General features: G+C 72.3%; 21 protein-coding genes. 11 read left to right on the top strand and 10 right to left on the bottom strand.

Going from position 1 to position 21652, the window contains the following annotated elements; translation table 11 throughout:
* On the bottom strand, positions 1–647 hold a 647-nt coding region (locus OO52_RS38320; RefSeq protein WP_234339915.1), incomplete at its 3' end, for a hypothetical protein.
* Positions 648–785: 138 nt separating this feature from the next.
* Here OO52_RS38320 and OO52_RS38315 point away from each other — a divergent pair.
* Complete coding sequence (locus OO52_RS38315; RefSeq protein WP_030655749.1) at positions 786–1649, top strand: tetratricopeptide repeat protein; 864 nt, start codon at positions 786–788, stop codon at positions 1647–1649.
* Positions 1650–1939: 290 nt separating this feature from the next.
* Here the strand turns inward: OO52_RS38315 and OO52_RS38310 are convergent, their stop codons facing one another.
* Complete coding sequence (locus OO52_RS38310) at positions 1940–2557, bottom strand: TetR family transcriptional regulator (protein WP_030655747.1); 618 nt, start codon at positions 2555–2557, stop codon at positions 1940–1942.
* Between the two features lie 221 nt (positions 2558–2778).
* On the opposite strand from OO52_RS38310, the gene OO52_RS38305 reads away from it, so the two are divergent.
* Genes OO52_RS38305 through OO52_RS38295 form a run of 3 tightly spaced genes read left to right on the top strand, consistent with a single transcriptional unit; the run spans position 2779 to position 5986 of the window.
* On the top strand, positions 2779–4179 hold the full coding sequence (locus OO52_RS38305) for a glycosyltransferase family 4 protein (RefSeq protein ID WP_030655745.1): 1401 nt from the start codon (positions 2779–2781) through the stop codon (positions 4177–4179).
* Positions 4173–4919, top strand: a complete 747-nt coding sequence (locus OO52_RS38300; RefSeq protein WP_030655742.1) for a class I SAM-dependent methyltransferase — start codon at positions 4173–4175, stop codon at positions 4917–4919. The genes OO52_RS38305 and OO52_RS38300 overlap by 7 nt, the downstream gene beginning before the upstream one ends.
* Positions 4916–5986, top strand: coding sequence for a prenyltransferase/squalene oxidase repeat-containing protein (locus OO52_RS38295; RefSeq protein ID WP_030655741.1), 1071 nt, complete (start codon positions 4916–4918; stop codon positions 5984–5986). The genes OO52_RS38300 and OO52_RS38295 overlap by 4 nt, the downstream gene beginning before the upstream one ends.
* Before the next feature lie 54 nt (positions 5987–6040).
* On the opposite strand, the gene OO52_RS38290 is transcribed toward OO52_RS38295, so the two are convergent.
* A complete protein-coding gene (locus tag OO52_RS38290; RefSeq protein ID WP_030655739.1) occupies positions 6041–6334 on the bottom strand; it encodes a hypothetical protein in 294 nt (97 codons plus the stop codon).
* Positions 6335–6508: 174 nt separating this feature from the next.
* On the opposite strand from OO52_RS38290, the gene OO52_RS38285 reads away from it, so the two are divergent.
* On the top strand, positions 6509–7078 hold the full coding sequence (locus OO52_RS38285; protein WP_030655736.1) for a hypothetical protein: 570 nt from the start codon (positions 6509–6511) through the stop codon (positions 7076–7078).
* On the opposite strand, the gene OO52_RS38280 is transcribed toward OO52_RS38285, so the two are convergent.
* The 5 genes from OO52_RS38280 to OO52_RS38260 all read right to left on the bottom strand — a co-directional run bounded on the left by OO52_RS38280 (position 7075) and on the right by OO52_RS38260 (position 12597).
* Complete coding sequence (locus tag OO52_RS38280; protein ID WP_030655734.1) at positions 7075–8085, bottom strand: LLM class F420-dependent oxidoreductase; 1011 nt, start codon at positions 8083–8085, stop codon at positions 7075–7077. The two genes, OO52_RS38285 and OO52_RS38280, sit on opposite strands and share 4 nt — an antisense overlap.
* Positions 8086–8188: 103 nt before the next feature.
* A complete protein-coding gene (locus tag OO52_RS38275) occupies positions 8189–8998 on the bottom strand; it encodes a DUF5336 domain-containing protein (protein ID WP_196943450.1) in 810 nt (269 codons plus the stop codon).
* A gap of 83 nt (positions 8999–9081) precedes the next feature.
* The gene (locus tag OO52_RS38270; RefSeq protein ID WP_030655730.1) at positions 9082–10062 is read right to left on the bottom strand and encodes an N-acetylmuramoyl-L-alanine amidase; all 981 of its coding nucleotides are present in this window, start codon (positions 10060–10062) and stop codon (positions 9082–9084) included.
* Positions 10063–10084: 22 nt separating this feature from the next.
* Positions 10085–10735, bottom strand: a complete 651-nt coding sequence (locus OO52_RS38265; protein ID WP_030655727.1) for a class I SAM-dependent methyltransferase — start codon at positions 10733–10735, stop codon at positions 10085–10087.
* 119 nt (positions 10736–10854) lie between these two features.
* Positions 10855–12597: an MFS transporter gene (locus tag OO52_RS38260; RefSeq protein ID WP_030655725.1), complete on the bottom strand. Its 1743-nt coding sequence runs from the start codon at positions 12595–12597 to the stop codon at positions 10855–10857.
* A gap of 203 nt (positions 12598–12800) precedes the next feature.
* On the opposite strand from OO52_RS38260, the gene OO52_RS38255 reads away from it, so the two are divergent.
* Entirely contained in the window at positions 12801–13244 is a 444-nt protein-coding gene (locus OO52_RS38255; protein ID WP_234339914.1) for a sigma factor, read from the top strand.
* A gap of 128 nt (positions 13245–13372) precedes the next feature.
* Here OO52_RS38255 and OO52_RS38250 read toward each other — a convergent pair whose 3' ends face one another.
* Positions 13373–14005 carry a response regulator transcription factor gene (locus OO52_RS38250; RefSeq protein WP_030655722.1) on the bottom strand — a complete coding sequence of 211 codons (633 nt, stop codon included), beginning with the start codon at positions 14003–14005 and terminating at the stop codon, positions 13373–13375.
* 414 nt (positions 14006–14419) lie between these two features.
* On the opposite strand from OO52_RS38250, the gene OO52_RS38245 reads away from it, so the two are divergent.
* Together OO52_RS38245 and OO52_RS38240 are read left to right on the top strand one after the other, a co-directional pair.
* Positions 14420–15037 (top strand): TOPRIM nucleotidyl transferase/hydrolase domain-containing protein, encoded by a 618-nt coding sequence (locus OO52_RS38245; RefSeq protein ID WP_030655720.1) that lies wholly within the window; start codon positions 14420–14422, stop codon positions 15035–15037.
* Between the two features lie 286 nt (positions 15038–15323).
* A complete protein-coding gene (locus OO52_RS38240) occupies positions 15324–16904 on the top strand; it encodes an alpha-L-arabinofuranosidase B (RefSeq protein ID WP_030655718.1) in 1581 nt (526 codons plus the stop codon).
* On the opposite strand, the gene OO52_RS38235 is transcribed toward OO52_RS38240, so the two are convergent.
* Positions 16882–18171, bottom strand: a complete 1290-nt coding sequence (locus OO52_RS38235) for a sensor histidine kinase (RefSeq protein ID WP_037630657.1) — start codon at positions 18169–18171, stop codon at positions 16882–16884. The two genes, OO52_RS38240 and OO52_RS38235, sit on opposite strands and share 23 nt — an antisense overlap.
* Positions 18172–18479: 308 nt before the next feature.
* Between OO52_RS38235 and OO52_RS38230 the strand changes: the two genes are divergently transcribed.
* The 3 genes from OO52_RS38230 to OO52_RS38220 are packed head-to-tail and all read left to right on the top strand — an operon-like array spanning position 18480 to position 21416.
* Positions 18480–19337, top strand: a complete 858-nt coding sequence (locus tag OO52_RS38230) for a MaoC/PaaZ C-terminal domain-containing protein (RefSeq protein WP_030655713.1) — start codon at positions 18480–18482, stop codon at positions 19335–19337.
* Positions 19338–19389: 52 nt separating this feature from the next.
* Positions 19390–20466, top strand: coding sequence for a Zn-dependent alcohol dehydrogenase (locus OO52_RS38225; RefSeq protein ID WP_030655710.1), 1077 nt, complete (start codon positions 19390–19392; stop codon positions 20464–20466).
* An 11-nt stretch (positions 20467–20477) separates the two neighbouring features.
* Complete coding sequence (locus OO52_RS38220) at positions 20478–21416, top strand: 3-oxoacyl-ACP reductase (RefSeq protein WP_030655707.1); 939 nt, start codon at positions 20478–20480, stop codon at positions 21414–21416.
* Positions 21417–21652: the final 236 nt, after the last annotated feature.

The raw sequence follows: 21652 nt of genomic DNA, 5'->3' as shown, positions 1-21652 counted from the left end.
CGCTCGTTCCCCTCGTCCTCGGCCGCCGCAGCGACGTCCACCGCCACCTCGTCCGGCACGATCCCGCGCACCGGAGGAAAGACCATCCCGTCCTCACCGTCCGCGCAGTCCAACGCCACCCCGCACGGCACCCCGGCCGCGGGAACGGCGACGTCCAGCAGGCGTGCGCCGAGGATCGTCTGGTACGTCCACTCCCGGGCAGCCTCACCGCGTGCGACGGCGTAACGGGCCAGCGCCTGCTCGTCGGAGAAGGCCAGGATGAAGCGGACGCCGTTGAAGTCGGCCGTCAGCAAGCCACGTTCGGAGTCCGGGCCCGAGCCGTCACCCAGGGGCACCAGGACCGGCGTACGGCGGAACTCGCCGAGCAGGGCGGCGAACGCGCGCTCGCGCGCCTCGGTCTCCGGGGCCGCTTCGGTCCGTGCGGCCGGTTCGGTCGCTTCGGCCGGTTCAGCCGGTTCGGGCTGTTCGTCGGGGGCGGGCGTCGGGTCGGGTGCCGCCTCCGTGCCCGGTTCGGTACGTCCCGGATGTGCGTTCGCGGACGCCGCCCCTTCCGGTGAAGGAAGCGTCATCTCGGCATAGTCGTACAGCCGTGACCTGGGAATGCTCTGACGAGGCGTCTCCTCCGCCTCACCCCCGTGCTCAGCCATGCAGCCCATCATCACCACCGCGGCCGGAGGGAACAACCCGGTGCTGTATCACCCTTGTCACAGCCGGGTCCCGGAGGGCGCCGGGGTACGCTCCTGCGGTTCCGGCGTACCGCGACATGGCGAGCAGGGTGGGGAAGAGTGCACAAGTCCGAGGCCGAGCAGTTGATCGACCAGGCCTACGAGGCCTGGGACGCCGAGGACTGGCCGACCGCCGCCGGGCTGTTCGAGCGGGTCCTCGCGCACTACCCGGACGAGCCGAAGAGCTCGGTGTGGTGGTACGACGCCGCCCTCGCCCACAAGTTCCTCCGCAACTGGGGCAAGGCGTACGAACTGGGCCGCGAGGCCGCCGCCCGGGCTCCGCGGGGTGAGGGCGATCCGGCGTACTGGAACCTCGGCATCGCGGCCACCATCCAGCGCGACTGGGCGACGGCCAGGGACGCCTGGGAGGGGTTCGGTATCCAACTCCCGCCGGGGGAGGGTGAGATCAACGGGCGGTTCGGGCCGGCGTGCGTCCGGCTGGACACGGGCGGGGAACGGGAGGTCGTCTGGATCGACCGGCTCTGCCCGACGCGCGGCCGGGTGGTGAACGTGCCGGTGACCGGCGGACGCCGCTACGGCGAGATCGTCGTCCACGACGGGGAACCGAAGGGGCGACGGGTCATCGAGGGGCGCGAATACCCCGTCTTCGAGGAGCTCCTCCTCTTCCAGGCCTCCGACCTGCCGACGCTGACCGCGACGGTCAACGCGAGCGAGGTGGCCGACGTCGACGACCTGATCGAGCTGTTCGACCGGCACGGCTACGGTGCCGAGCCGGCGAGCGGCTACGAGGTCCTGTGCGCCTGCTGCAGCGAGGGCACGCACGAGCAGGAGCGGAAGACCCACGCGGGGGCCCAGCGGGTGTCCTTCGCGGCGCCCGAGGAGGAGGCCCGCCGCCTGCTCGACCAGTGGGCGGCGCGGACGCCGATCGGCCGGAGCTGGAGCGGGCTGACCCTGATCGGCTGACGAGGGTGGGACTTGGGGTGAATTGGTAGGAAATGAGGGGTTCCGTCAGGCGGTATCCGTTCTATGCTGGTATCAGCCTACGAGGCGAGTGAGGGAGTCCGACCGGAGTAGCCGACTCAGGCGGGATGCGCAGGCATCCGCCCGGGCCGACAGCGGCGGTAGGGCTGAGAGGCTGGAAGGCAGCAGTCAGGCCGGACGGCGACCCCCATCACCTGATCCGGACCATGCCGGCGAAGGGAACCCGTCTCGTAGGTCTTCTCTGTGCCCCGCGGCCTTTCTCCGTGTCCGCGTCACCCGTGCCCCGTCGGCTCCGTCAGGTCGATCAGCCGGCACACCGTCTCGATGTCGACCTTCACCTGGGCGATGGAGGCGCGGCCCGAGAGCCAGGTGATGAGGGCCGAGTGCCAGGTGTGCTCGATGACCCGGACCGCGGAGAGCTGCTCGGGGGTGGCGTCCGTCAGGCCCATCGCGTCCAGGATGATCGCGGTCGTCTGGCGGGAGACCTGGTCGACCTCGGGCGAGACGCTGCGGTCGGCGAAGGTGAGGGCGCGGACCATCGCGTCCGCCAGGTGCGGCTCGCGCTGCAGCGCCCGGAAGGCCCGCATCAGGGTCTCCGCGACCCGCTCGGCGGCCGTGTCGCCCGCCGGGGGCTTCTTGCGCAGGGTCCCGTGCATGTGCTCGAGCTGGTCCTGCATGGTCGCGACCAGCAGATGCACCTTGGACGGGAAATAGCGGTACAGCGTGCCGAGGGCCACCTGCGACGACTCCGCGACCTCACGCATCTGCACGGCGTCGAAACCGCCCCGGCTGGCCAGCTGCGCGCTCGCGTGCAGGATCCTGCGACGGCGGGCCTCCTGCCGCTCGGTGAGGGGCGAGGCCGGACGCGAGGTGCTGGCTTCCGCAGGCATGGGTCCCCGTTCCGTGACAGTCGGTGAGGCCGTCTGTTGGGCTCGTGATCGGACAGCATGGCAGGGCGGCGCGCCGTGGCGCGAATCACCTGATCCACTGCTCACAGCGCCCCTACCTGCCGGTAGATTCAGAGCCTCTTGAACGATCAAGTCTGAAACTTGTTCTAGATTAGCGTCCCGTCGTAGTCTCGCGGGACAGTGCAGGCAGAAGGGGGCACGGAGTGACCGCTGAGGCCCGGGAAGCGGGTGCCGACCAGGAACCCGCTGCCGACGGCGGACGACCGCTCGACATCGCGCTCCTCACCTATAAAGGGAACCCGTTCTGCGGGGGCCAGGGCGTCTACGTACGGCACCTCTCGCGGGAGCTGGCCCGCCTCGGCCACCGCGTGGAGGTCATCGGCTCCCAGCCGTACCCCGTCCTCGACGAGGGCTACCCCGGCCTCACCCTCACCGAGCTGCCCAGCCTCGACCTCTACCGCCAGCCCGACCCCTTCCGCACCCCGAAGCGGGACGAGTACCGGGACTGGATCGACGCCCTGGAGGTCGGGACCATGTGGACCGGCGGCTTCCCCGAGCCGCTGACCTTCTCGCTGCGCGCCCGCCGGCATCTGCGCGCCCGGCGCGGCGAGTTCGACGTCGTCCACGACAACCAGACCCTGGGCTACGGCCTGTTGGGCGACATCGGCGCGCCCCTGGTCACCACGGTCCACCACCCCATCACCGTGGACCGGCAGTTGGAGCTGGACGCCGCCGAGACCTGGCAGCGCCGCTACTCCGTGCGCCGCTGGTACGCCTTCACCCGCATGCAGAAGCGCGTCGCCCGCCGGCTGCCCTCGATCCTCACCGTCTCCGGCAGCTCCCGCCAGGAGATCGTGGACCACCTCGGCGTCCGGGACGACCGGGTCCACGTCGTCCACATCGGCGCCGACACCGACCTGTTCGCGCCGAATCCGGCCGTCACCGAGGTGCCGGGCCGGATCGTCACCACCTCCAGCGCCGACGTGCCGCTGAAGGGCCTGGTGTTCCTCGTGGAGGCGCTCGCCAAGGTGCGCACCGAGCACCCCGGCGCCCACCTCGTCGTCGTCGGCAAGCGCCCGCAGGAGGGCCCCGTCGCGCAGGCGATCGAGCGGTACGGCCTCGAAGGCGCCGTCGACTTCGTCAAGGGCATCTCCGACGCCGAGCTGGTCGACCTGATCCGTTCGGCGCAGGTGGCCTGCGTGCCCTCCCTGTACGAGGGCTTCTCGCTGCCCGCCGCCGAGGCCATGGCCACCGGCACCCCGCTGCTCGCTACCACCGGCGGCGCGATCCCCGAGGTCGCGGGGCCGGACGGCGAGACCTGCCTGGCCGTACCGCCCGGCGACGCGGGGGCGCTGGCCGCCGGTCTGACCCGGCTGCTCGGGGACCCGGAGCTGCGGGCGCGCCTCGGCCACGCGGGCCGCCGGCGGGTGCTCGACCGCTTCACCTGGGCCCGCGCCGCCGAGGGCACCGTGGCCCACTACCGCGAGGCCATCGCCCGCTCCGCGGGCCACTCCCCGAGCCGCTCCGCGGCCCGGACCCCCGGCCGCTCCGCGGCCCCGGCAAGTGTTGCAGGCGTCTCCTCCGAAAGCAGGGCCACGTGCTGACCGTCGACTTCTCCCGGTTCCCGCTCGCCCCCGGCGACCGTGTCCTGGACCTCGGCTGCGGAGCCGGCCGGCACGCCTTCGAGTGCTACCGGCGCGGAGCCCAGGTCGTGGCCCTGGACCAGAACGGCGAGGAGATCCGCGAGGTCGCCAAGTGGTTCGCGGCGATGAAGGAGGCCGGGGAGGCCCCGGAGGGCGCCACCGCCACGGCGATGGAGGGCGACGCCCTCGCCCTGCCCTTCCCCGACGACTCCTTCGACGTCGTCATCATCTCCGAGGTGATGGAGCACATCCCCGACGACAAGGGCGTGCTCGCGGAGATGGTCCGCGTGCTCAAGCCGGGCGGGCGCATCGCGATCACCGTGCCGCGCTACGGCCCCGAGAAGGTCTGCTGGGCGCTCTCCGACGCCTACCACGAGGTCGAGGGCGGCCACATCCGCATCTACAAGGCCGACGAACTGGTCGCGAAGGTCCGCGAGGCCGGGCTGAGGCCGTACGGCAGCCACCACGCGCACGCGCTGCACTCGCCCTACTGGTGGCTGAAGTGCGCGTTCGGCGTGGACAACGACAAGGCGCTGCCGGTGCGGGCGTACCACAAGCTGCTGGTCTGGGACATCATGAAGAAGCCGCTCGCCACCCGGCTCGCCGAGCAGGCGCTCAACCCGCTGATCGGCAAGAGCTTCGTGGTCTACGCGACCAAGCCGCACCTGCCGCGGCTGTCCGAAGGGGCGTCCGCCGAGTGACCACCCCCCGGACAGAACACCTCGTCCTGCCCGGGGTCCTCACCGCCGAGCAGGCCGCCGCGACCGTCGCCGGCATCCTGGCCGTGCAGCGGGAGGACGGCGCGATCCCGTGGTTCCGCGGACATCACCTCGACCCGTGGGACCACACCGAGGCCGCGATGGCCCTCGACGCGGCCGGTGAGCACGACGCCGCCGAGCGGGCCTACGGCTGGCTCGCCCGGCACCAGAACGAGGACGGCTCCTGGTACGCCGCCTACGCCGACGGCGTCCACGACGAGATCACCGACCGCGCCCGCGAGTCCAACTTCGTCGCCTACGTAGCCGTCGGCGTCTGGCACCACTACCTGTCCACGGGCGACGACACGTTCCTGGACCGCATGTGGCCGACCGTCTACGCGGCCGTCGAATGGGTGCTGCGGCTCCAGCAGCCCGGCGGTCAGATCGGCTGGCGCCGGGAGGACGACGGCACGCCCACGACGGACGCGCTGCTGACAGGCAGCTCCTCCATCCACCACGCCCTGCGGTGCGCCCTCGCCATCGCCGAGGAACGGGAAGAGCCGCAGCCCGACTGGGAGTTGGCCGCCGGGTCCCTCCGCCACGCGATCCGCCGTCACCCGGAGCGCTTCCTGGACAAGGACCGCTACTCGATGGACTGGTACTACCCGGTCCTCGGCGGCGCGCTCACCGGAGCGGAGGCCAAGGCCCGCATCGAGGGCGACTGGGACCGGTTCGTCGTCCCCGGCCTGGGGGTGCGCTGCGTGGTCCCGAACCCCTGGGTGACCGGCGGCGAGTCCAGCGAACTCGCCCTGGCCCTGTGGGCGATGGGCGAGTCCGACCGGGCCCTGGAGATCCTCCAGTCCATCCAGCACCTGCGGGACGCGGACAGCGGCCTGTACTGGACGGGCTACGTCTTCGACGACGACGCCATCTGGCCCCGCGAGCTGACCACCTGGACGGCCGGCTCCCTGCTGCTGGCCGTGGCCGCGCTGGGCGGCCACGACGCCACGTGCGCGGTGTTCGGCGGCGAACACCTGCCGGTCGGCCTGGACCCGGACTGCTGCGGCTGACCCGAGCGCGGACGTAACGGCTCCGCGAGGGGCCGGCCCTGCCGTCCGCCCGGGTCAGTGCCGGTGCATCCGGTTGGCTATGGCGTGGCCCACGAACAGGTAGACCACCGCGGCGAGCCCGTATCCGGCGACCACCCGGGCCCAGGCCTCGTCGAAGGTGAAGAGGTCGTGGGACCAGCCGGCCAGCCAGGAGGCCGCGTCATGGACGAACTGGACCAGGCTGTTGGCCCGGTTCGCGTCCAACAGGTACATCAGGATCCACAGGCCGAGGATCAGCGCCATGATGTCGGCGACGATCGCGATGACCGTCCCGGCCTGGTTCGCGCCGTTGCGATATCGAGGGGACATACTTTCCGGATTGCCGGGCGCTGTGCCGTGAAACCCCCCACAGAGCCCGGAGCCGACCCGGACCTGACCCGGACACCACCCGGACGGCGTCCCCCGGGTGGCGCACCCCGCCGCCCCGGGTGAGGCTGCCGGAGGAAGCAGACCGCTCGGGGAGGACACGTCCGGAGGACTCTCGTGCCCGTACCGATACGGCGCCTCGTCGTGGCGCTCACCTTGTGCTGCGCCCTGGTGGCGGGTGCCACCGCCTGTGGAGGCAGCGAGAAGAGCAGTACGAAGGACACTGCGGCGGCACAGGTCGTCCCCGCCGTCGACAGCCCCAGCCCGACCACGCCCGCGGAGAAGCGCAAGTTCGCCAAGACCCGCTTCGTCGTGGACGCGGGCCTCGCCGCCGGCGCGACCTACCAGTGGATCGTCAAGCCCTGGAAGGAAGGCAAGTTCAAGAAGGGCGCCAAGGGCCGCAAGCTCGCCCTGGTCAAGGCCGGTCTCGCCGGCGCCTTCGCCTACAACCGGCTCAAGGCGGCCCAGAAGAACGCCCAGGCCGACCCGACCCTCTCCAAGGCGCTCGCGCCCCTCACCAGTGGCATCGACGCCCTGAAGAACCTGCCGTCCAAGCTCCGCAAGGGCGACCAGAACGCGGTGAACTCGTTCAACGACGTCATCGGCGGCGTCAAGGACGCGGGCAAGAGCGCCGGCGCGCCGGTCAAGGACCAGGTGCCCTCGGCCTCCCAGCTCTCCAAGGGCTAGGTGTTCAGCTCGGCGAGCACGCGCAGCGTGTGCGGGTCCGGTGACAGGGCCAGCAGGTCCGTCACCGGGCCCCGGCGCCACAACTCCAGCCGCTCGGCGATGCGTTCACGCGGACCGACCAGGGAGATCTCGTCGGCGAAGGCGTCCGGCACGGCCAGCACCGCCTCCTCCCGGCGCCCGGCGAGGAACAACTCCTGGATCCGCCGGGCCTCGCCCTCGTACCCCATGCGGGCCATCAGCTCGGCGTGGAAGTTGCGGGCCGCGTGCCCCATCCCGCTGATGTAGAAGCCCAGCATGGCCTTGACGGGCAGCAGCCCCTCGGCCACGTCGTCACAGACCTTCACCCGGGCCAGCGGAGCCAACCTGAACCCCTCCGGCAACTTCCGCACCACGTCCCCGTACACCTCGGGCCGGCCCGGCGCCCAGTACAGCGGCAGCCAGCCGTCGGCGATCCGGACCGTCTGGGCGACGTTGCGCGGGCCTTCGGCGCCGAGGAGGACGGGGAGGTCGCGGCGCAGGGGATGCGTGATCGGCTTGAGCGGCTTGCCGAGGCCCGTGCCGTCCGGGCCCCGGTAGGGCAGCGGGTGGAACCGGCCGTCCGCCGCCACCGGCGCCTCCCGGCGCAGCACCTGCCGTACGACGTCGACGTACTCCCGGGTCGCGGTGAGCGGGGACTTCGGGAACGGGCGGCCGTACCAGCCCTCCACCACCTGCGGCCCGGAGAGTCCGAGCCCGAGCAGGACGCGCCCGCCGGAGAGGTGGTCCAGGGTGAGCGCGTGCATCGCGGTGGCGGTCGGTGAGCGGGCGGCCATCTGGACAACCGCCGTACCCAGCCTGATCGTTGAGGTCTGGGCGGCGATCCAGGTCAGTGGCGTGAAGGCGTCCGAGCCCCAGGACTCCGCCGTCCACACCGAGTCGTAGCCGAGCCGCTCCGCCTCCCGGGCGAGCGGCACATGACCGGCGTCCGGACCGCGTCCCCAGTAGCCGAGCGCGAGACCGAGCCGCATGCGCCTACCTCCTGACGATACGTCAGATATTGCACGGGAGGCGACTGTACGACAACGGCCCCCCGCCCGGAAGGGCGAGGGGCCGGTGCGCGGCGGCGACGGATCAGCCGCGCTGGATGCCCGAGGTGTCCTGGAGCACGCCACGGCGGCCGTCCTGGGTCTGCGCGACCAGCGCGGCTCCGCGCTGCTCGACGGCCAGGTACCAGGTGCCCGGCGCCAGTTCGGCGATCTGGTTCGGCGAACCGTCCTCCGAGAACAGCGGGCGGGGCACCGGTACGGCGAACCAGAACGGCGAGAAGTCAGCGGCGGCCGGCTGCGGCGCCGGGGCGGCGCCCTGGGGGGCCGGCGGCTGCTGCCCGAACGGCTGGCCCGGCTGCGGCTGCGCGCCGTAGGGCTGCTGCGGCTGGGCGCCCGGGTAGCCGTAACCACCGGGCGGCTGGGCGCCGTAGGGCTGCGGGGCGACCGGCTTGGGGGCCGGGATCAGGGCGGCCTGGAGGGCGGGGACCAGCGGGGTGGCGATGGCGGCGGCGGCCAGCAGCAGTGCGGCGATGAGGCCCAGGATCAGACCGGAGCCGGCACCGACGTCGAACTGGTCGAAGTCGTCGAAGGCGCCCAGCGGATCGATGATCGTCCAGAACGAGGTCCACGCGGCGAAGAGCGTGAGGGCGACGCCGACCTGGCCGAGGTCCAGGCCGACCACCTTGCGGGGCTCCGGGAGGGCGCGGGAGACGACGATCAGGACCGCGCCGACGATGCCGCCGACGTACATGCTCATCACCAGGCCGAGGTTGTCCCAGGCGTTGGGGATGTCGTTGCCGCTGGTGTCGAACGTGTCGAGGAACGACGCGATGAACAGCACCACCGCTGCTCCGATCACCACGCCGTCGCCTCTAGTGAGGGAGCGGATATTCACTTCAGGTCCTTCGTAGGTCGTCTCGTCGTCGGTAGACACTATCGTCCGCAAGATCCGGCTGTCCGGCCGGTTCCGCCCGCCGGTCACGAATCGCGCAGGAAACTCACGATTCCCTCAGAGATCCCTTGCGCCGCCCGCTGTCGCCAGGCGCCGCTGGTCAGCAGTGCCGCATCCTTGCTATCGCGCATGTTGCCGCACTCGATGAACACCTTGGGAACCGTTGACAGATTGAGACCACCCAGGTCCGTCCGCGTGACGAGACCGGTACCGTCGCCGAGGTAGTTGGAGGGCGGTTCCCCCGTCTCGCGGAGGAAGTTGCCCGCGATGCGCACCCCGAGATCGTGCGACGGGCCGACGATGGCACGGGTGTCGGCGGCACCCGCGTGCACGGAGCCCGGCAGGATGACGTGGAAGCCGCGGTTGCCGGGTGCGGAGCCGTCGGCATGGATCGAGATCGCCGCGTCCGCGCGCGCGGTGTTGCCGATCCGGGCCCGCTCGTCCACGCACGGACCCCACGCCGGACTGTCGCCGTCGCGCGTGAGCTCCACCGTGGCGCCCTGCCGCTCCAGCAGGTCCCGCAGCCGGTGCGCCACGTCGGACGTGAACCGCGCTTCGGTGTAACCGTCGTTGGTGGACGTACCGGTGGTGTCGCACTCCTTGTGGTTCGTTCCGATGTCCACCGGGCGGTTGATCTCCGCCGTGTGCTGGAAGTTGCCCGGGTTGTGCCCCGGGTCGATCACGACGACCTTCCCCTTGAGCGGGCCGGAACCGCCCGGCCGGGCGGAGGGCGAGGCGGACGCCTTGCCGTCGTCACCGCCGGTGGCGTCGCCGCCGCCGCTCCTGCCGCTCGCGGAAGGGACCGGGGCGGAGGACACCGCGGAGGTGCGCGGGGCCGGCGCGGGGGAGCCCGTACGGTCCTCACCGCCAGGGCCCCCGCCCACCGCCTCGTACACCACCCAGCCGAGCAGTGCTCCGGGCACCAGCGCGGCGAGCGCCACGGTCAGCGGGCGCCGCCGGGGCCGGCGGGGCTGCGGGGGATCGAAGTCCGGGCCAACGTACGACACGTCTGCGACTCTAACCGGGGCCTCAGATCCCCGCTCCCGTTCGCCGCAGGACACGCAGCGACCCGGTCGCCGAGACCTCCGTGAACGCCCCGGACCCGAGGGCCCGCAGGTACACCCGGTACGGCGCCTGACCGGTGAACTCGTCCTCCGGGTGGGGGAAGACGTCGTGGATGACCAGCAGCCCGCCCTCGGCCACGTGCGGCGCCCAGCCGTCGTAGTCGGCCGTGGCGTGCTCGTCCGTATGGCCGCCGTCGACGAACACGAACCCGAGCGGGGAGTTCCAGATGGCCGCGATCTGCGGGGAGCGGCCGACGAGGGCGACCACGTGCTCCTCCAGCCCCGCCTTGAACAACGTGCGCCGGAAGGTGGGCAGCGTGTCCATCAGGCCGACCTCGGGGTCGACCGTCTCCGGGTCGTGGTAGTCCCAGCCGGGCTGCTGCTCCTCGCTGCCCCGGTGATGGTCGACGGTGAGCGCCGTGGCACCGGCCGCGCGCGCGGCGTCGGCCAGCAGGACGGTGGAGCGCCCGCAGTACGTGCCGACCTCCAGCAGCGGCAGCCCGAGCCGGCCGGCGGTGACGGCGGCGTCGTACAGGGCGAGCCCCTCGTCCAGGGGCATGAACCCCTTCGCCGCCTCGAACGCGGCCAGGATCTCAGGCTTGGGAGCGGCGGGCATGGGGCGCCTTTCGGTCGTACGTCGGTCCGACCGCCCATGCTGCCGCACCCCCGGTCGCTCATCGACAGGGGGTGCGGTGCGAAGGGTGCGGGAGCCGGCGGACGGAGCGGGGCGCCCCGTCAGGCGTTCACGGTCTCCCCGGGCAGCGAGAGATCCAGATCGACGGCCCGCTCCTCACCGGGGTGCGTCGCCGAAGAAGCCAGCGGCCCGTGGCCGGAGGCCCGCGCGGCCAGCACGTACGCTCCCTCGGCCGGCACGGCGAGCGCATAGCTGCCGTCCTCGGCGGAGACGGTCGCACCGGCCTGCCGGCCCCGGCGGTCGATCAGGGTGACCTTGGCCCGGGCGACGGGCGTGCCGCCGGCGTCCAGGACCCGCCCCCGGAACCCGCGCAGCGCCTCCTCGGCACGCTCCAGGTTGGCGTCCTCCTCGCTGCTCGCCCGCAGCTGCGTGTGCTGCGCCGGGCGGGCCGCCTTCGGCAGGAAGACCGCCAGGACCAGGCCCACCGCGACGGCGGCGGTGGCGATCAGGAAGGACACCCGGAACCCGTGCATGGTCGGGATCGCGACGCCGTTCACGTTGTTCGCCGTGTTGGCCAGCACCATGCCGATGACGGCGCTGGACACCGACGTGCCGATGGACCGCATCAGGGTGTTCAGGCCGTTGGCCGCGCCGGTCTCCGAGGCCGGGACCGCGCCGACGATGAGCGCGGGGAGCGAGGAGTAGGCGAGGCCGATGCCCGCGCCGAGGACGACGGACGTGACGATCGTCTGCCAGGCCGCGTCCATCAGGCCGAGGCCGCCGCCGTAGCCGATCGCGATGACGAGCAGGCCGGTGATCAGCGTGACCTTGGGGCCGTAACGGGCGGACAGACGGGCGTACACCGGGGCGGTGAACATCATCGTCAGGCCCAGCGGGGCCACGCACAGGCCCGCGACGACCATGGACTGGCCGAGGCCGTAGCCGGTCGCGGCGGGCAGCTGGAGGAGCTGGGGCAGGACGAGCGAGACGACGTAGAAGCTGACGCCGACCATGATCGAGGCCAGGTTGGTGAGCAGCACCTCGCGGCGGGCGGTGGTGCGCAGGTCGACCAGGGGCGCCTGGACGCGCAGCTCGAACAGGCCCCACAGCAGCAGGACGACGGCGGCCGCGGCGAACAGGCCGAGCGTCGTGCCCGAGGACCAGCCCCAGTCGCTGCCCTTGGTGATGGGCAGCAGGAGCAGCACCAGTCCGGTGGACAGGCCGAGCGCGCCGAGCAGGTCGAAGGAGCCCTTGGCGCGCATCGGCGACTCGGGGACGACGAGGAGGGTGAGGAGGATGGCGAGCGCGCCGAGGCCGGCGGCGCCGTAGAACAGGGCGTGCCAGTCGGTGTGCTGCGCGACCAGGGCCGCGGCGGGCAGCGCGAGGCCGCCGCCGACGCCGATCGAGGAGCTCATCAGGGCCATGGCCGAGCCCAGCTTCTCGCGCGGCAGCATGTCGCGCATCAGGCCGATGCCGAGCGGGATCGCGCCCATGGCGAAGCCCTGGAGGGTACGGCCGACGATCATGGTGAGCAGCTGGTCGGTGAAGGCGCTGACCAGGGCGCCGACCACCATCACGGCGAGGCTGAGGATCATCATGCGGCGCTTGCCGTAGAGGTCGCCCAGCCGGCCCATGATCGGGGTGGCGACGGCGCCCGAGAGGAGGGTCGAGGTGAGGACCCAGGTGGCGTTGCTGGGGGCGGTGTCCAGTAGCTGCGGCAGGTCCTTGATGACCGGTACGAGCAGCGTCTGCATCACCGCGACCACGATGCCCGCGAAGGCGAGCACGGGGACCACGGCGCCGCCCGCTCTCCGGGTGGGCTGGTCGGTCGTCGTCTCTGGCATGGGGTGAGGCCTTCCGCGTGTCATAAGTGCTGGGTAAACCTCGTATGCACAGGCAACTATTCCGTTGCTTCGGGCCTCTAACGAATTTTTGACCCTTCCATGGGTTACTGACGCGGTGTCATGGCGGGAGGGGAAATCTTGGTGCGGGCCGGGGCAACGGTCCGGGCGGCCCATGGACTCCTTCAGACATCTAGGAGGTGCCCATGGGGGACGGGAAGCAGACTCGGAACGAGGAGTTCCAGAGCTTCGTGGTCGGCCGCTGGCCGCGGTTGATGCGTACGGCATTTCTCCTCACGGGGGAGCAGCACGCCGCCGAGGACCTGGTCCAGTCGACGCTCGAACGGGTCTATGTGGCCTGGCGCCGGGTCGGCGGCGCGGACGACCCGGAGGCGTACGTACGGCGCGTGATGATCAACGCGCACGCGCGCAGACACCGCCGGAGGCTCAGGGAGTTCCTGGCGCCGAAGGACGACTCCGGCCTGGTGCGCGAGGTGGCCGACACCGGCGACCGGATCGCCCAGGCCGACGACCGCAGTGCCCTGCTCAAGGCGCTCGCGCAACTGCCCGCCCGGCAGCGGGAGGCGGTCGTGGAAGGACGGCACCTCCACCGTGGCCCGGCCGGCGGGATCCGCGCCCGCCGCCCATGACGGCACCGCGCTGATCCGCCCGGTGGCGGGCTACCCGGGAGGGAACTGGTTCGTGTGCGTCGCCCCGGAGGGAACGGCCTACGAGGAGGCGGACGTGACGAAGTGACCCGCCGCGCGGGAGGCCCCGTTCAGAGCCAGCCCTGTTGCCGGGCCTCCCGTACCGCTTCGGCTCGGTTGCGGGTGTGGGTCTTGCCGATGGCGGAGGAGAGGTGGTTGCGGACGGTCGACTCGGACAGGTGCAGCCGGCCGGCGATGTCGGCGACGGTCGCCCCGTCCACCGACGCCGTCAGCACCTCCCGCTCACGGGGCGTCAGCGGATTCGGCCCGGCGCTGAGCGCGGCGGCGGCCAGCGCCGGATCGATCACGGTCTCCCCGGTGAGCACACGCCGGATCGCCGCGGCCAGTTCCTCCACGGGCCCGTCCTTGACGAGGAAGCCGGCCGCTCCGGCCTCCATGGCCCGGCGCAGATAGCCCGGCCGGCCGAAGGTGGTGAGGATCAGCACCCGGCAGTCGGGAGCCTGGGCCCGCAGCTCTGCCGCCGCGTCCAGCCCGCTCATGCCCGGCAGTTCGATGTCCAGCAGGGCCACGTCCGGCCGGTGCGTGAGCACGGCGTCCACGATGCCGTCGCCCGAGCCGAGCTGAGCCACGACCTCGATGTCCTCCTCCATGCCGAGCAGCAGGGCGAGAGCGCCACGCATCATGCCCTGGTCCTCGGCGAGCAGCACCCGGATGCGTGTGCCGGGCCGGTGGTCCCGGGGCATCTCGTCGTCCATCGCCACAGGTTACGCCGGGCGGCGCGGGCAGCCCCTGCGTCCTGTCGTACCGAACCGCGTCCCGGCGAGCGAACTGAGCGGGTCCTCGGCGGGGGCGGGCAGTTCGCGCAGGTATCTGGGGAGGGAGAGGGAACGGGGAGGGGAGGGCGGCCCTGGGGCAGGGTGGGCGGCGGTGCGGCGGTGCGGTGGTTGGAGGTAGCTCGCCGGACTGGGGCGGAGTGGTGCGGCGCGGTTGGGGTCGGAGGTGGCCCGCCGGTCGGGGTCGGAGGCTTACGGTGCGGTCGAGGGTCGGAGGCCGTACCGCCGTCGGGCGGCGTGTCGGTCGACCCTTGGCCGCGATGATCGGCGCGTGCTCGCGGAAATTCCCTACCGTGGCCGCAGGAATGGGCGGAGACTCGGCTCATGGCTGACATGGGGGCGTTCCGGGAGGCGGTCACCGCGTGGGCGGCCGGTGGGCCCGGGGGCCCCGCGCGGGAGCAGGCCGTGCGGCTGTCCGTCCGGGCGGTCGTGCTGCTCGAAGGGCCGAGCGACGCGGCGGCCGTCGGCGCGCTGGCCGCGGGCCGCGGCCGGGACCTGGCGGCCGAAGGCGTCTGCGTCCTGCCCATGGGCGGGGCGATGAACGTCGGGCGGTTCGCCACCCTCCTCGGGCCGGCCGGACTGGGGTTGCGCCTCACCGGGCTGTGCGACGAGCGGGAGCGCCCGTACTACGCCCGCGGCTGGGAGCGGGCCGGTGTGGCACAGCACGGGTTCTTCGTCTGCGCGGCGGATCTGGAGGACGAGTTGATCCGCGCGCTGGGCGTGACCCGGGTGGCGGAACTGGTCCGGGCGGAGGGCGACCTGCGCGCGCTGCAGACCTTCCTGCGTCAGCCCGCCCAGCGGGGCCGCACCGCAGAGCAGCAGTTGCGGCGCTTCCTCGGCACGAAGAAGGGGCGGAAGATCCACTACGGCCGTGTCCTGGTCGAGGCCCTCGATCCCGGCCGCGCACCAGCCCCGCTCGACGGTCTGCTCGCCAGTCTCTGACCGGAGCCACTGACCGGAGCCTCTGACGGGACAGCGGGCTCGTCACGGACGGCTCGTCAGGGTCGGCTCGACACCGGGGGCTCGTAAAGACTCGGCATGGTCCGGTGCGGCGGGGGTTGACGCGTCTTGACGGTACACAAACAATCACCCCTGCAATCGCCCGTGCCGTGCCCGCGCATTTCCTGGAATCCGCAGTAATTCCGCAGGCGAATAAGTTCGGTATTTCGGTCGAACGATGTCCGGGATTTCGGACAAGCCTCGCCCCCCGACGAACCCGAGGTGCACCGTGCTGTCGAGATCCCCCCACGCCCCCGGGGCCCCGCGAGCCCCGCGAGGTCCCCGCGCCCTCCTCTCCCTCCTCGCCGTCTGCGCCACCCTCGCCGCGCTGTTCCTCGGCGCCGGCGCGCCCCCGGCCGCCGCCGCGAGTTCGCTGCCCTGTGACCTCTACGCCGCCGCCGGCACCCCCTGTGTCGCCGCGCACAGCCTGGCCCGGGCGCTGTACGCGTCGTACAACGGGCCGCTGTACCAGGTGCAGCGCGCCAAGGACGCGGCGAAGACGAACATCGGTCTGCTGTCCGCCGGCGGGTACGCCAACGCCGCCGCCCAGGACTCCTTCTGCTCCGGCACGACATGCGTCATCACCGAGATCTACGACCAGTCCCCGCGCCACAACGACCTCACGATCGAGGGCGCGGGCGGGGCCGGGGCCGCCGATGTGGGGGCGCCCGCGGACGCCCTGCCGGTGACCGCCGGCGGCCACCAGGTCTACGGCCTGGAGATCTCCGCGGGCATGGGCTACCGGGACAACTCCACCTCGGGCGTGGCCGTGAACGGGCAGGCCGAGGGGATGTACATGGTGACCTCGGGCACGCACGTCAACAACCGCTGCTGCTTCGACTACGGCAACGCCGAGACCAACAACATGGACACCGGCAACGGGCACATGGACGCCATCAACTTCGGCACCGAGTGCTGGTTCTCGCCCTGCTACGGGCAGGGCCCCTGGGTGCAGGCCGATCTGGAGAACGGGCTGTTCCAGTCCGACGCCGGCTACAGCAGGAACACCTCCAACACCGGGACCGGCCCGCTGCCGTTCGTGACCGCGCTGCTGAAGAACAACGGCCAGGACCATTTCGCGCTGAAATACGGAAATGCCCAATCGGGCGGGCTGACGACCACCTATTCCGGGGGTGAGCCCACCGCGGGCGGATACTCCCCGATGCACCAGGAGGGCGCGATCGTCCTCGGTACGGGCGGTGACAACAGCAACGGCTCGATCGGGTCCTTCTTCGAGGGCGTGATGACCGCCGGCATCCCGACCGACGCCGCCGACAACGCCGTCCAGGCCAACATCGTCTCCGTCGGTTACGGCGGCCCGACCGGCAGCACCGGCACGCTGAACCCCGGCTCGGAGATCTCCCTGCGCGCCACGACCTCCTGCTGCACCGGCGACTACGTCCGCCACCAGAACGACGCGGCCGTCATCTCCCCGGTGACGTCGAGCAGTCCCTCCCTCGACAAGAACGACGCCACCTGGATCGTCCGCCGTGGACTGGCCGACAGCTCCTGCGTCTCCTTCGAGTCACGGAACTATCCCGGTGACTTCCTGCGCCACTCCAACTACCGGGTCTACCGGCAGCCCATGGACGGCACCGCCCAGTTCCGGGCCGACGCCACCTTCTGCCCGCAGACCGGCAGGAGCGGCACCGGCACCTCGTTCGCCTCGTACAACTACCCGACGCGCTACCTGCGCCACTACGACCACGGCCTCTACATAGCGAGCAACGGCGGAACCAACGCCTTCGACAGCGCCACGTCGTGGACGGCGGACGTGAGCTGGGCGGTCACAGCGCCCTGGGCGCCGTAGCCGCCGACGGCACCGGTTCGTCACCGCCCACCGGAAGGTCGGCGGTGACCGTGAATCCGCCGCGCGGCGCCGGGCCGGCCGTGAGGGAACCGCCCGCCGCCGCGAGGCGTTCGGTCAGCCCCCTCAGCCCCGTACCGCCGGCGCTCCCGCCGGCGGCGGGCGTCCCGGCGCCCGTGCCGTTGTCCGTGACCGTCAGCCGGACCCGTTCGGCGGCTCCCTCGACGGTGATCTCGCAGCGGTCGGCACGGCTGTGCCGGACGACGTTGGTGACCGCCTCGCGCACCACCCAGCCGAGCAGCGCCTCGGTCTGCGGGTCGAGCGGCGCCCCGGACTGCCGGACCACCGGCTCCACGCTCGCCGCGGACAGCGCGGACCGGGCCCGGGTCAGCTCGGTGGCCAGGCTGCCCTCGCGGTAGCCGGTCACCGCCTCCCGGATCTCGGTGAGCGCCTGCCGGCCCACCGACTCGATGTCCGAGATCTGTGCGAGTGCCGCGTCCAGATCACGCGGGGCCAGCCGGCGGGCCGCCTCGGACTTCACCACGACCACCGACAGCGTGTGCCCGAGCAGATCGTGCAGGTCGCGGGAGAAGCGCAGCCGCTCCTGCTCCACCGCCCGCCGGGCCAGCTCCTCGCGGGCGGCCCGCAGTTCCCGTACCGCCTCGGAGAGGCTGAGGATCGCGGCGGTCACCATGGTGGAGATGAAGGTGCCGTAGCCGATGCTGGTCGCGTCCTCCCAGCCGTCCTGGGCGGCGGAGGCGACACCGGCGTACACCGCCAGCAGGACGCCTGCGCGGCCCAGCCACGGCCCGCGCAGGACGGCGCCGGTGGCCAGGCCGAGCAGCGGGAAGAACATCAGCCAGCTCCCGCCGTAACCGAGGGCCAGGCCCGTGGTCAGCAAACCCATCAGGCCCAGCGCCACCCGGGTGGACGTCGACTCCCGTCTCGTCCGGTCGAAGGCGCGGAAGGTGACGTAGATGTAGAGCGAGTTGAAGGCCAGCAGGCCCAGGCCGCCGATCCACGGGTCGGGGGTCCGGCCCTGGAGCAGGTTGGAGAAGGAGCCCATGCCCATCAGCAGCCAGGGCAGCAGGGCGAAGCCGGTGGGCGGCGGGCCCGGATGGCCGACGGCGGCGGGGTGCGCGCCGTCCAGCCGCTCCGTCCCCCGAGCCGCCCGCCGCGCTGCCTTGACGCGCCGCGCCCGCGCCCGCCACTCCAGCCGTTGCGACTGCCAGGCCGCCGTCCGGCAGCGCAGTCTCCGCCACCCTGTCATCCCCGTGTCCCCCGTTCGAAGCGTTCGTATGAGCCCGCCCGGTCGCGGCGGGGCAGCACAGCGTACGAATCGAACGGTACGGAACCGGGCCCGGCCCCGACAGAGAGGCGTGTACCAACCCGGGCGGTACAAATGTCACGGCCCGCCAGCGGAGCTGACACGGTGTCAGGAGCCTTCACAAGTGGGGGGCGCTCGGCTATACAGGGGGCGCCGGACTGGAACGCGTTCTAGGTCCGCACGTGGACGACCTCGGTGCGGCCGACGGTGCGGACGTCCGCACCGAGGTCTTGAGACCCGTCAGGAGCCCCATGCCCATCGACGCCGCCAAGGCACTCGCCGCCGAGCCCCGGTCGGGAGAGATCTCCTGGACGCGCAAGGACGTCCTGCTCTACCACCTCGGCATCGGCGCGGGCGTCCCCGCGACCGACCCCGACGAACTGCGCTACACCCTGGAGTCCCGGCTGCACGTCCTGCCCAGCTTCGCCACCGTCGCGGGCGCCGGCTCACCGGGCGTGATCAGCGGGCTGTCCATGCCCGGCGTCGACGTCGACCTCGCCCGCGTCCTGCACGGCGGCCAGACGCTCACCCTGCACCGCCCCATCCCGGCCGAGGGCACCGCCACCGCCACCGGCCGCATCGCCGCCGTGTACGACAAGGGCACGGCCGCCGTCCTCGTCATGCGCACCGAAGTCACCGACGCCGAGGGCCCGTTGTGGACCAACGACGCGCAGATCTTCGTACGGGGAGAGGGCGGCTGGGGCGGCGACCGGGGACCGTCCACCCGGCCGGAGCCCCCCGCCGGGGAGCCCGACCGGACCGTCGAGCGGCACCTGCGCGAGGACCAGGCGCTGCTCTACCGCCTGTCCGGCGACTGGAACCCCCTGCACGCCGACCCCGAGTTCGCCAAGCTCGCCGGCTTCGAACGGCCCATCCTGCACGGCCTGTGCACCTACGGCGTCACGCTCAAGGCGGTCGTCGACACCCTGCTCGGCGGGGATGTGAGCCGGGTTCGGTCGTACGCCACGCGGTTCGCGGGGGTCGTGTACCCGGGGGAGACCCTGCGGATCCGGATGTGGGCCTCGGAAGCCTCCGTGCGGGTCGCCGTGAGCGCCGTCGAACGGGACGACGCGCCCGTCCTCGTCGACACCACCGTCCAGCACTCCTGACAGACCGCGAGTGAGAGACAGCGAGTGACAGACCGCGAGGGGAGCCCGCACCATGCGCGCAGCCGTACTGCACGAGATCGGCCAGGAAAAGCTGGAGGTCCTCGACGACGTCGAGGCGGTGGGCTTCGGCCCCGGCAAGGTCCGGGTCCGGGTGCGCGCCACCGGCCTGTGCCACTCGGACCTGTCCGCGATGAGCGGGGTGCTGCCCCAGCCCGCCCCCTTCGTACCCGGCCACGAGGGCGCCGGCGAGATCCTCGAGGTCGGCGACGGCGTACGGCACCTCAAGCCGGGGGACCGGGTCGTCCTGTGCTGGCTGCCGGCCTGCGGCGCCTGCCCGGCCTGCAGACGCGGGCAGACCCAGCTCTGCCTGGCCGGGTTCATGAACGCGGGCACCCCCAACTTCCGGCGCTCCGGCGGCGACCTGTTCGGCTTCGCGGGCACCGGCACCTTCGCCGAGGAAGTCGTGGTCGACGCCGGCTGCGCCGTGCCGATCCCGGACGACGTGCCCTTCGACATCGCCGCCCTCATCGGCTGCGGGGTCACGACCGGTCTCGGCGCCGCCCTCAACACCGCCGACGTGGCACCCGGTTCGTCGGTCGCCGTCATCGGCTGCGGAGGCGTCGGCATCTCCGCCGTACAGGGCGCGCGGCTGAAGGGCGCCGCCGAGATCGTCGCCGTCGACCCGGTGGCCTCCCGGCGCGAGTCCGCCCTCGCGTTCGGTGCCACGAAGGCCGTGGCACCCGAGGGGCTGGCCGACGCCAAGCAGCAGGTCACCGGCGGCGAGGGCTTCGACTACGTCTTCGAGGTCGTCGGCAGGTCCGCCACCGCCCGCACCGCCTACGACAACACCCGGCGCGGCGGCACCCTCGTCGTGGTCGGAGCCGGCGCCATGGACGACTTCCTCCAGCTCAACATGTTCGAGCTGTTCTTCGACGAGAAGCGCATCCTGCCGTCCATGTACGGCGGTGGGGACGTGCTGCGTTCCTACGAGCGCACGATCGCCCTGTGGCGGGCCGGCCGCGTCGACCTGGCGGGTCTGATCACCCACCGGGTGCCGCTCGCGGGGATCAACGAGGCGCTGGACCAGATGCGCACCGGGACCGCCCTGCGCACCTGCATCGAGATCTGAGGAAGCGGCGCATGTCACTGCCACTGGAGGTGCTCTGCGCGATCGTCACCGGCGCCGGGCGCGGGCTCGGCCGGGCCGAGGCCCTGGAACTCGCCCGGCTCGGTGCGGCCGTCGTCGTCAACGACTACGGGCAACCGGGGCGGGACGGCTCCGGCGCGGCGTCCGCGGGTCCCGCGGAGGAGGTCGCCGAGGAGATCCGCGCGGCCGGCGGCACGGCCGTACCGCACACCGGGGACGTCTCCGACTTCCCCCAGGCCCGCGAACTGGTCGAGTCGGCCATATCCGCGTTCGGCAGGCTGGACATCCTGGTCAACAACGCCGGCATCCTGCGCGACCGCATGGTCTTCTCCATGACGGAGGACGACTGGGACGCGGTGATCCGCGTCCACCTCAAGGGACACTTCAACACCACCCGCTTCGCCGCCGCGCACTGGCGGGAGCGGTCCAAGGCGGCCGGTGCGGCGGTGTACGGGCGGATCGTGAACACCTCCTCGGAGGCGTTCCTGGCCGGGTCCGCGGGCCAGCCCAACTACGCGGCGGCGAAGGGCGGAATCGTCGGTCTGACCACCTCCACCGCGCTCACCCTCGCCAAGTACGGCGTCACGGCCAACGCGATCTGTCCGCGCGCCGGGACCCGGATGACCGAGGACGTCTTCGCGGGCCTGCGGAAGCCGGCGGAGGGCCTGGACCCGCTCGCTCCCGAGCATGTCGCCCCGCTCGTCGGCTATCTGGCCTCGCCGGCCGCCGCCCGGGTCAACGGCCAGTTGCTCGTCGTCCACGGCGGCATGGTGGCCGTGGTCGAACGGCCCCGGGTGCGGGTCCGGTTCGACAGCGAGCAGGAGACCTTCACGTACGACGAACTGGACGCGCTCCTCACCCCGCGCTACGCGGACCGGCCGCCGGGGGAGACCTTCGCGGCGGCGGAGGTGCTGGGGCTCAGGCGGGGGTGAGGCGAGGGAGCAGGACGGGGGTGAGGGCAGCCGGGGTAAGGCAAAGGGGGCGCCCGCCGAGCGAGCGCCCCCTCTTCTTCACTGCCGTCAGGCAGCTGCCTCCGCCGTCTCCTGGACCGGCTTGCGATGCCGGCCGTGCGGAGTCGACTCGCTCTCCTGGGCCGCGACCGGGCCCCGGTGCCGACCGTGGCCGGCGTTCTCGGAAGAGCCGGCAGACAGCTGCTCAATGGTGCTGG

The sequence above is a fragment of the Streptomyces flaveolus genome (assembly GCF_000716535.1).
In the GTDB taxonomy this organism is placed as follows: domain Bacteria; phylum Actinomycetota; class Actinomycetes; order Streptomycetales; family Streptomycetaceae; genus Streptomyces; species Streptomyces flaveolus_A.
The sequence above is the reverse complement of the archived record's forward strand: the minus strand, read 5'-3'. Positions and strand labels throughout refer to the sequence as shown.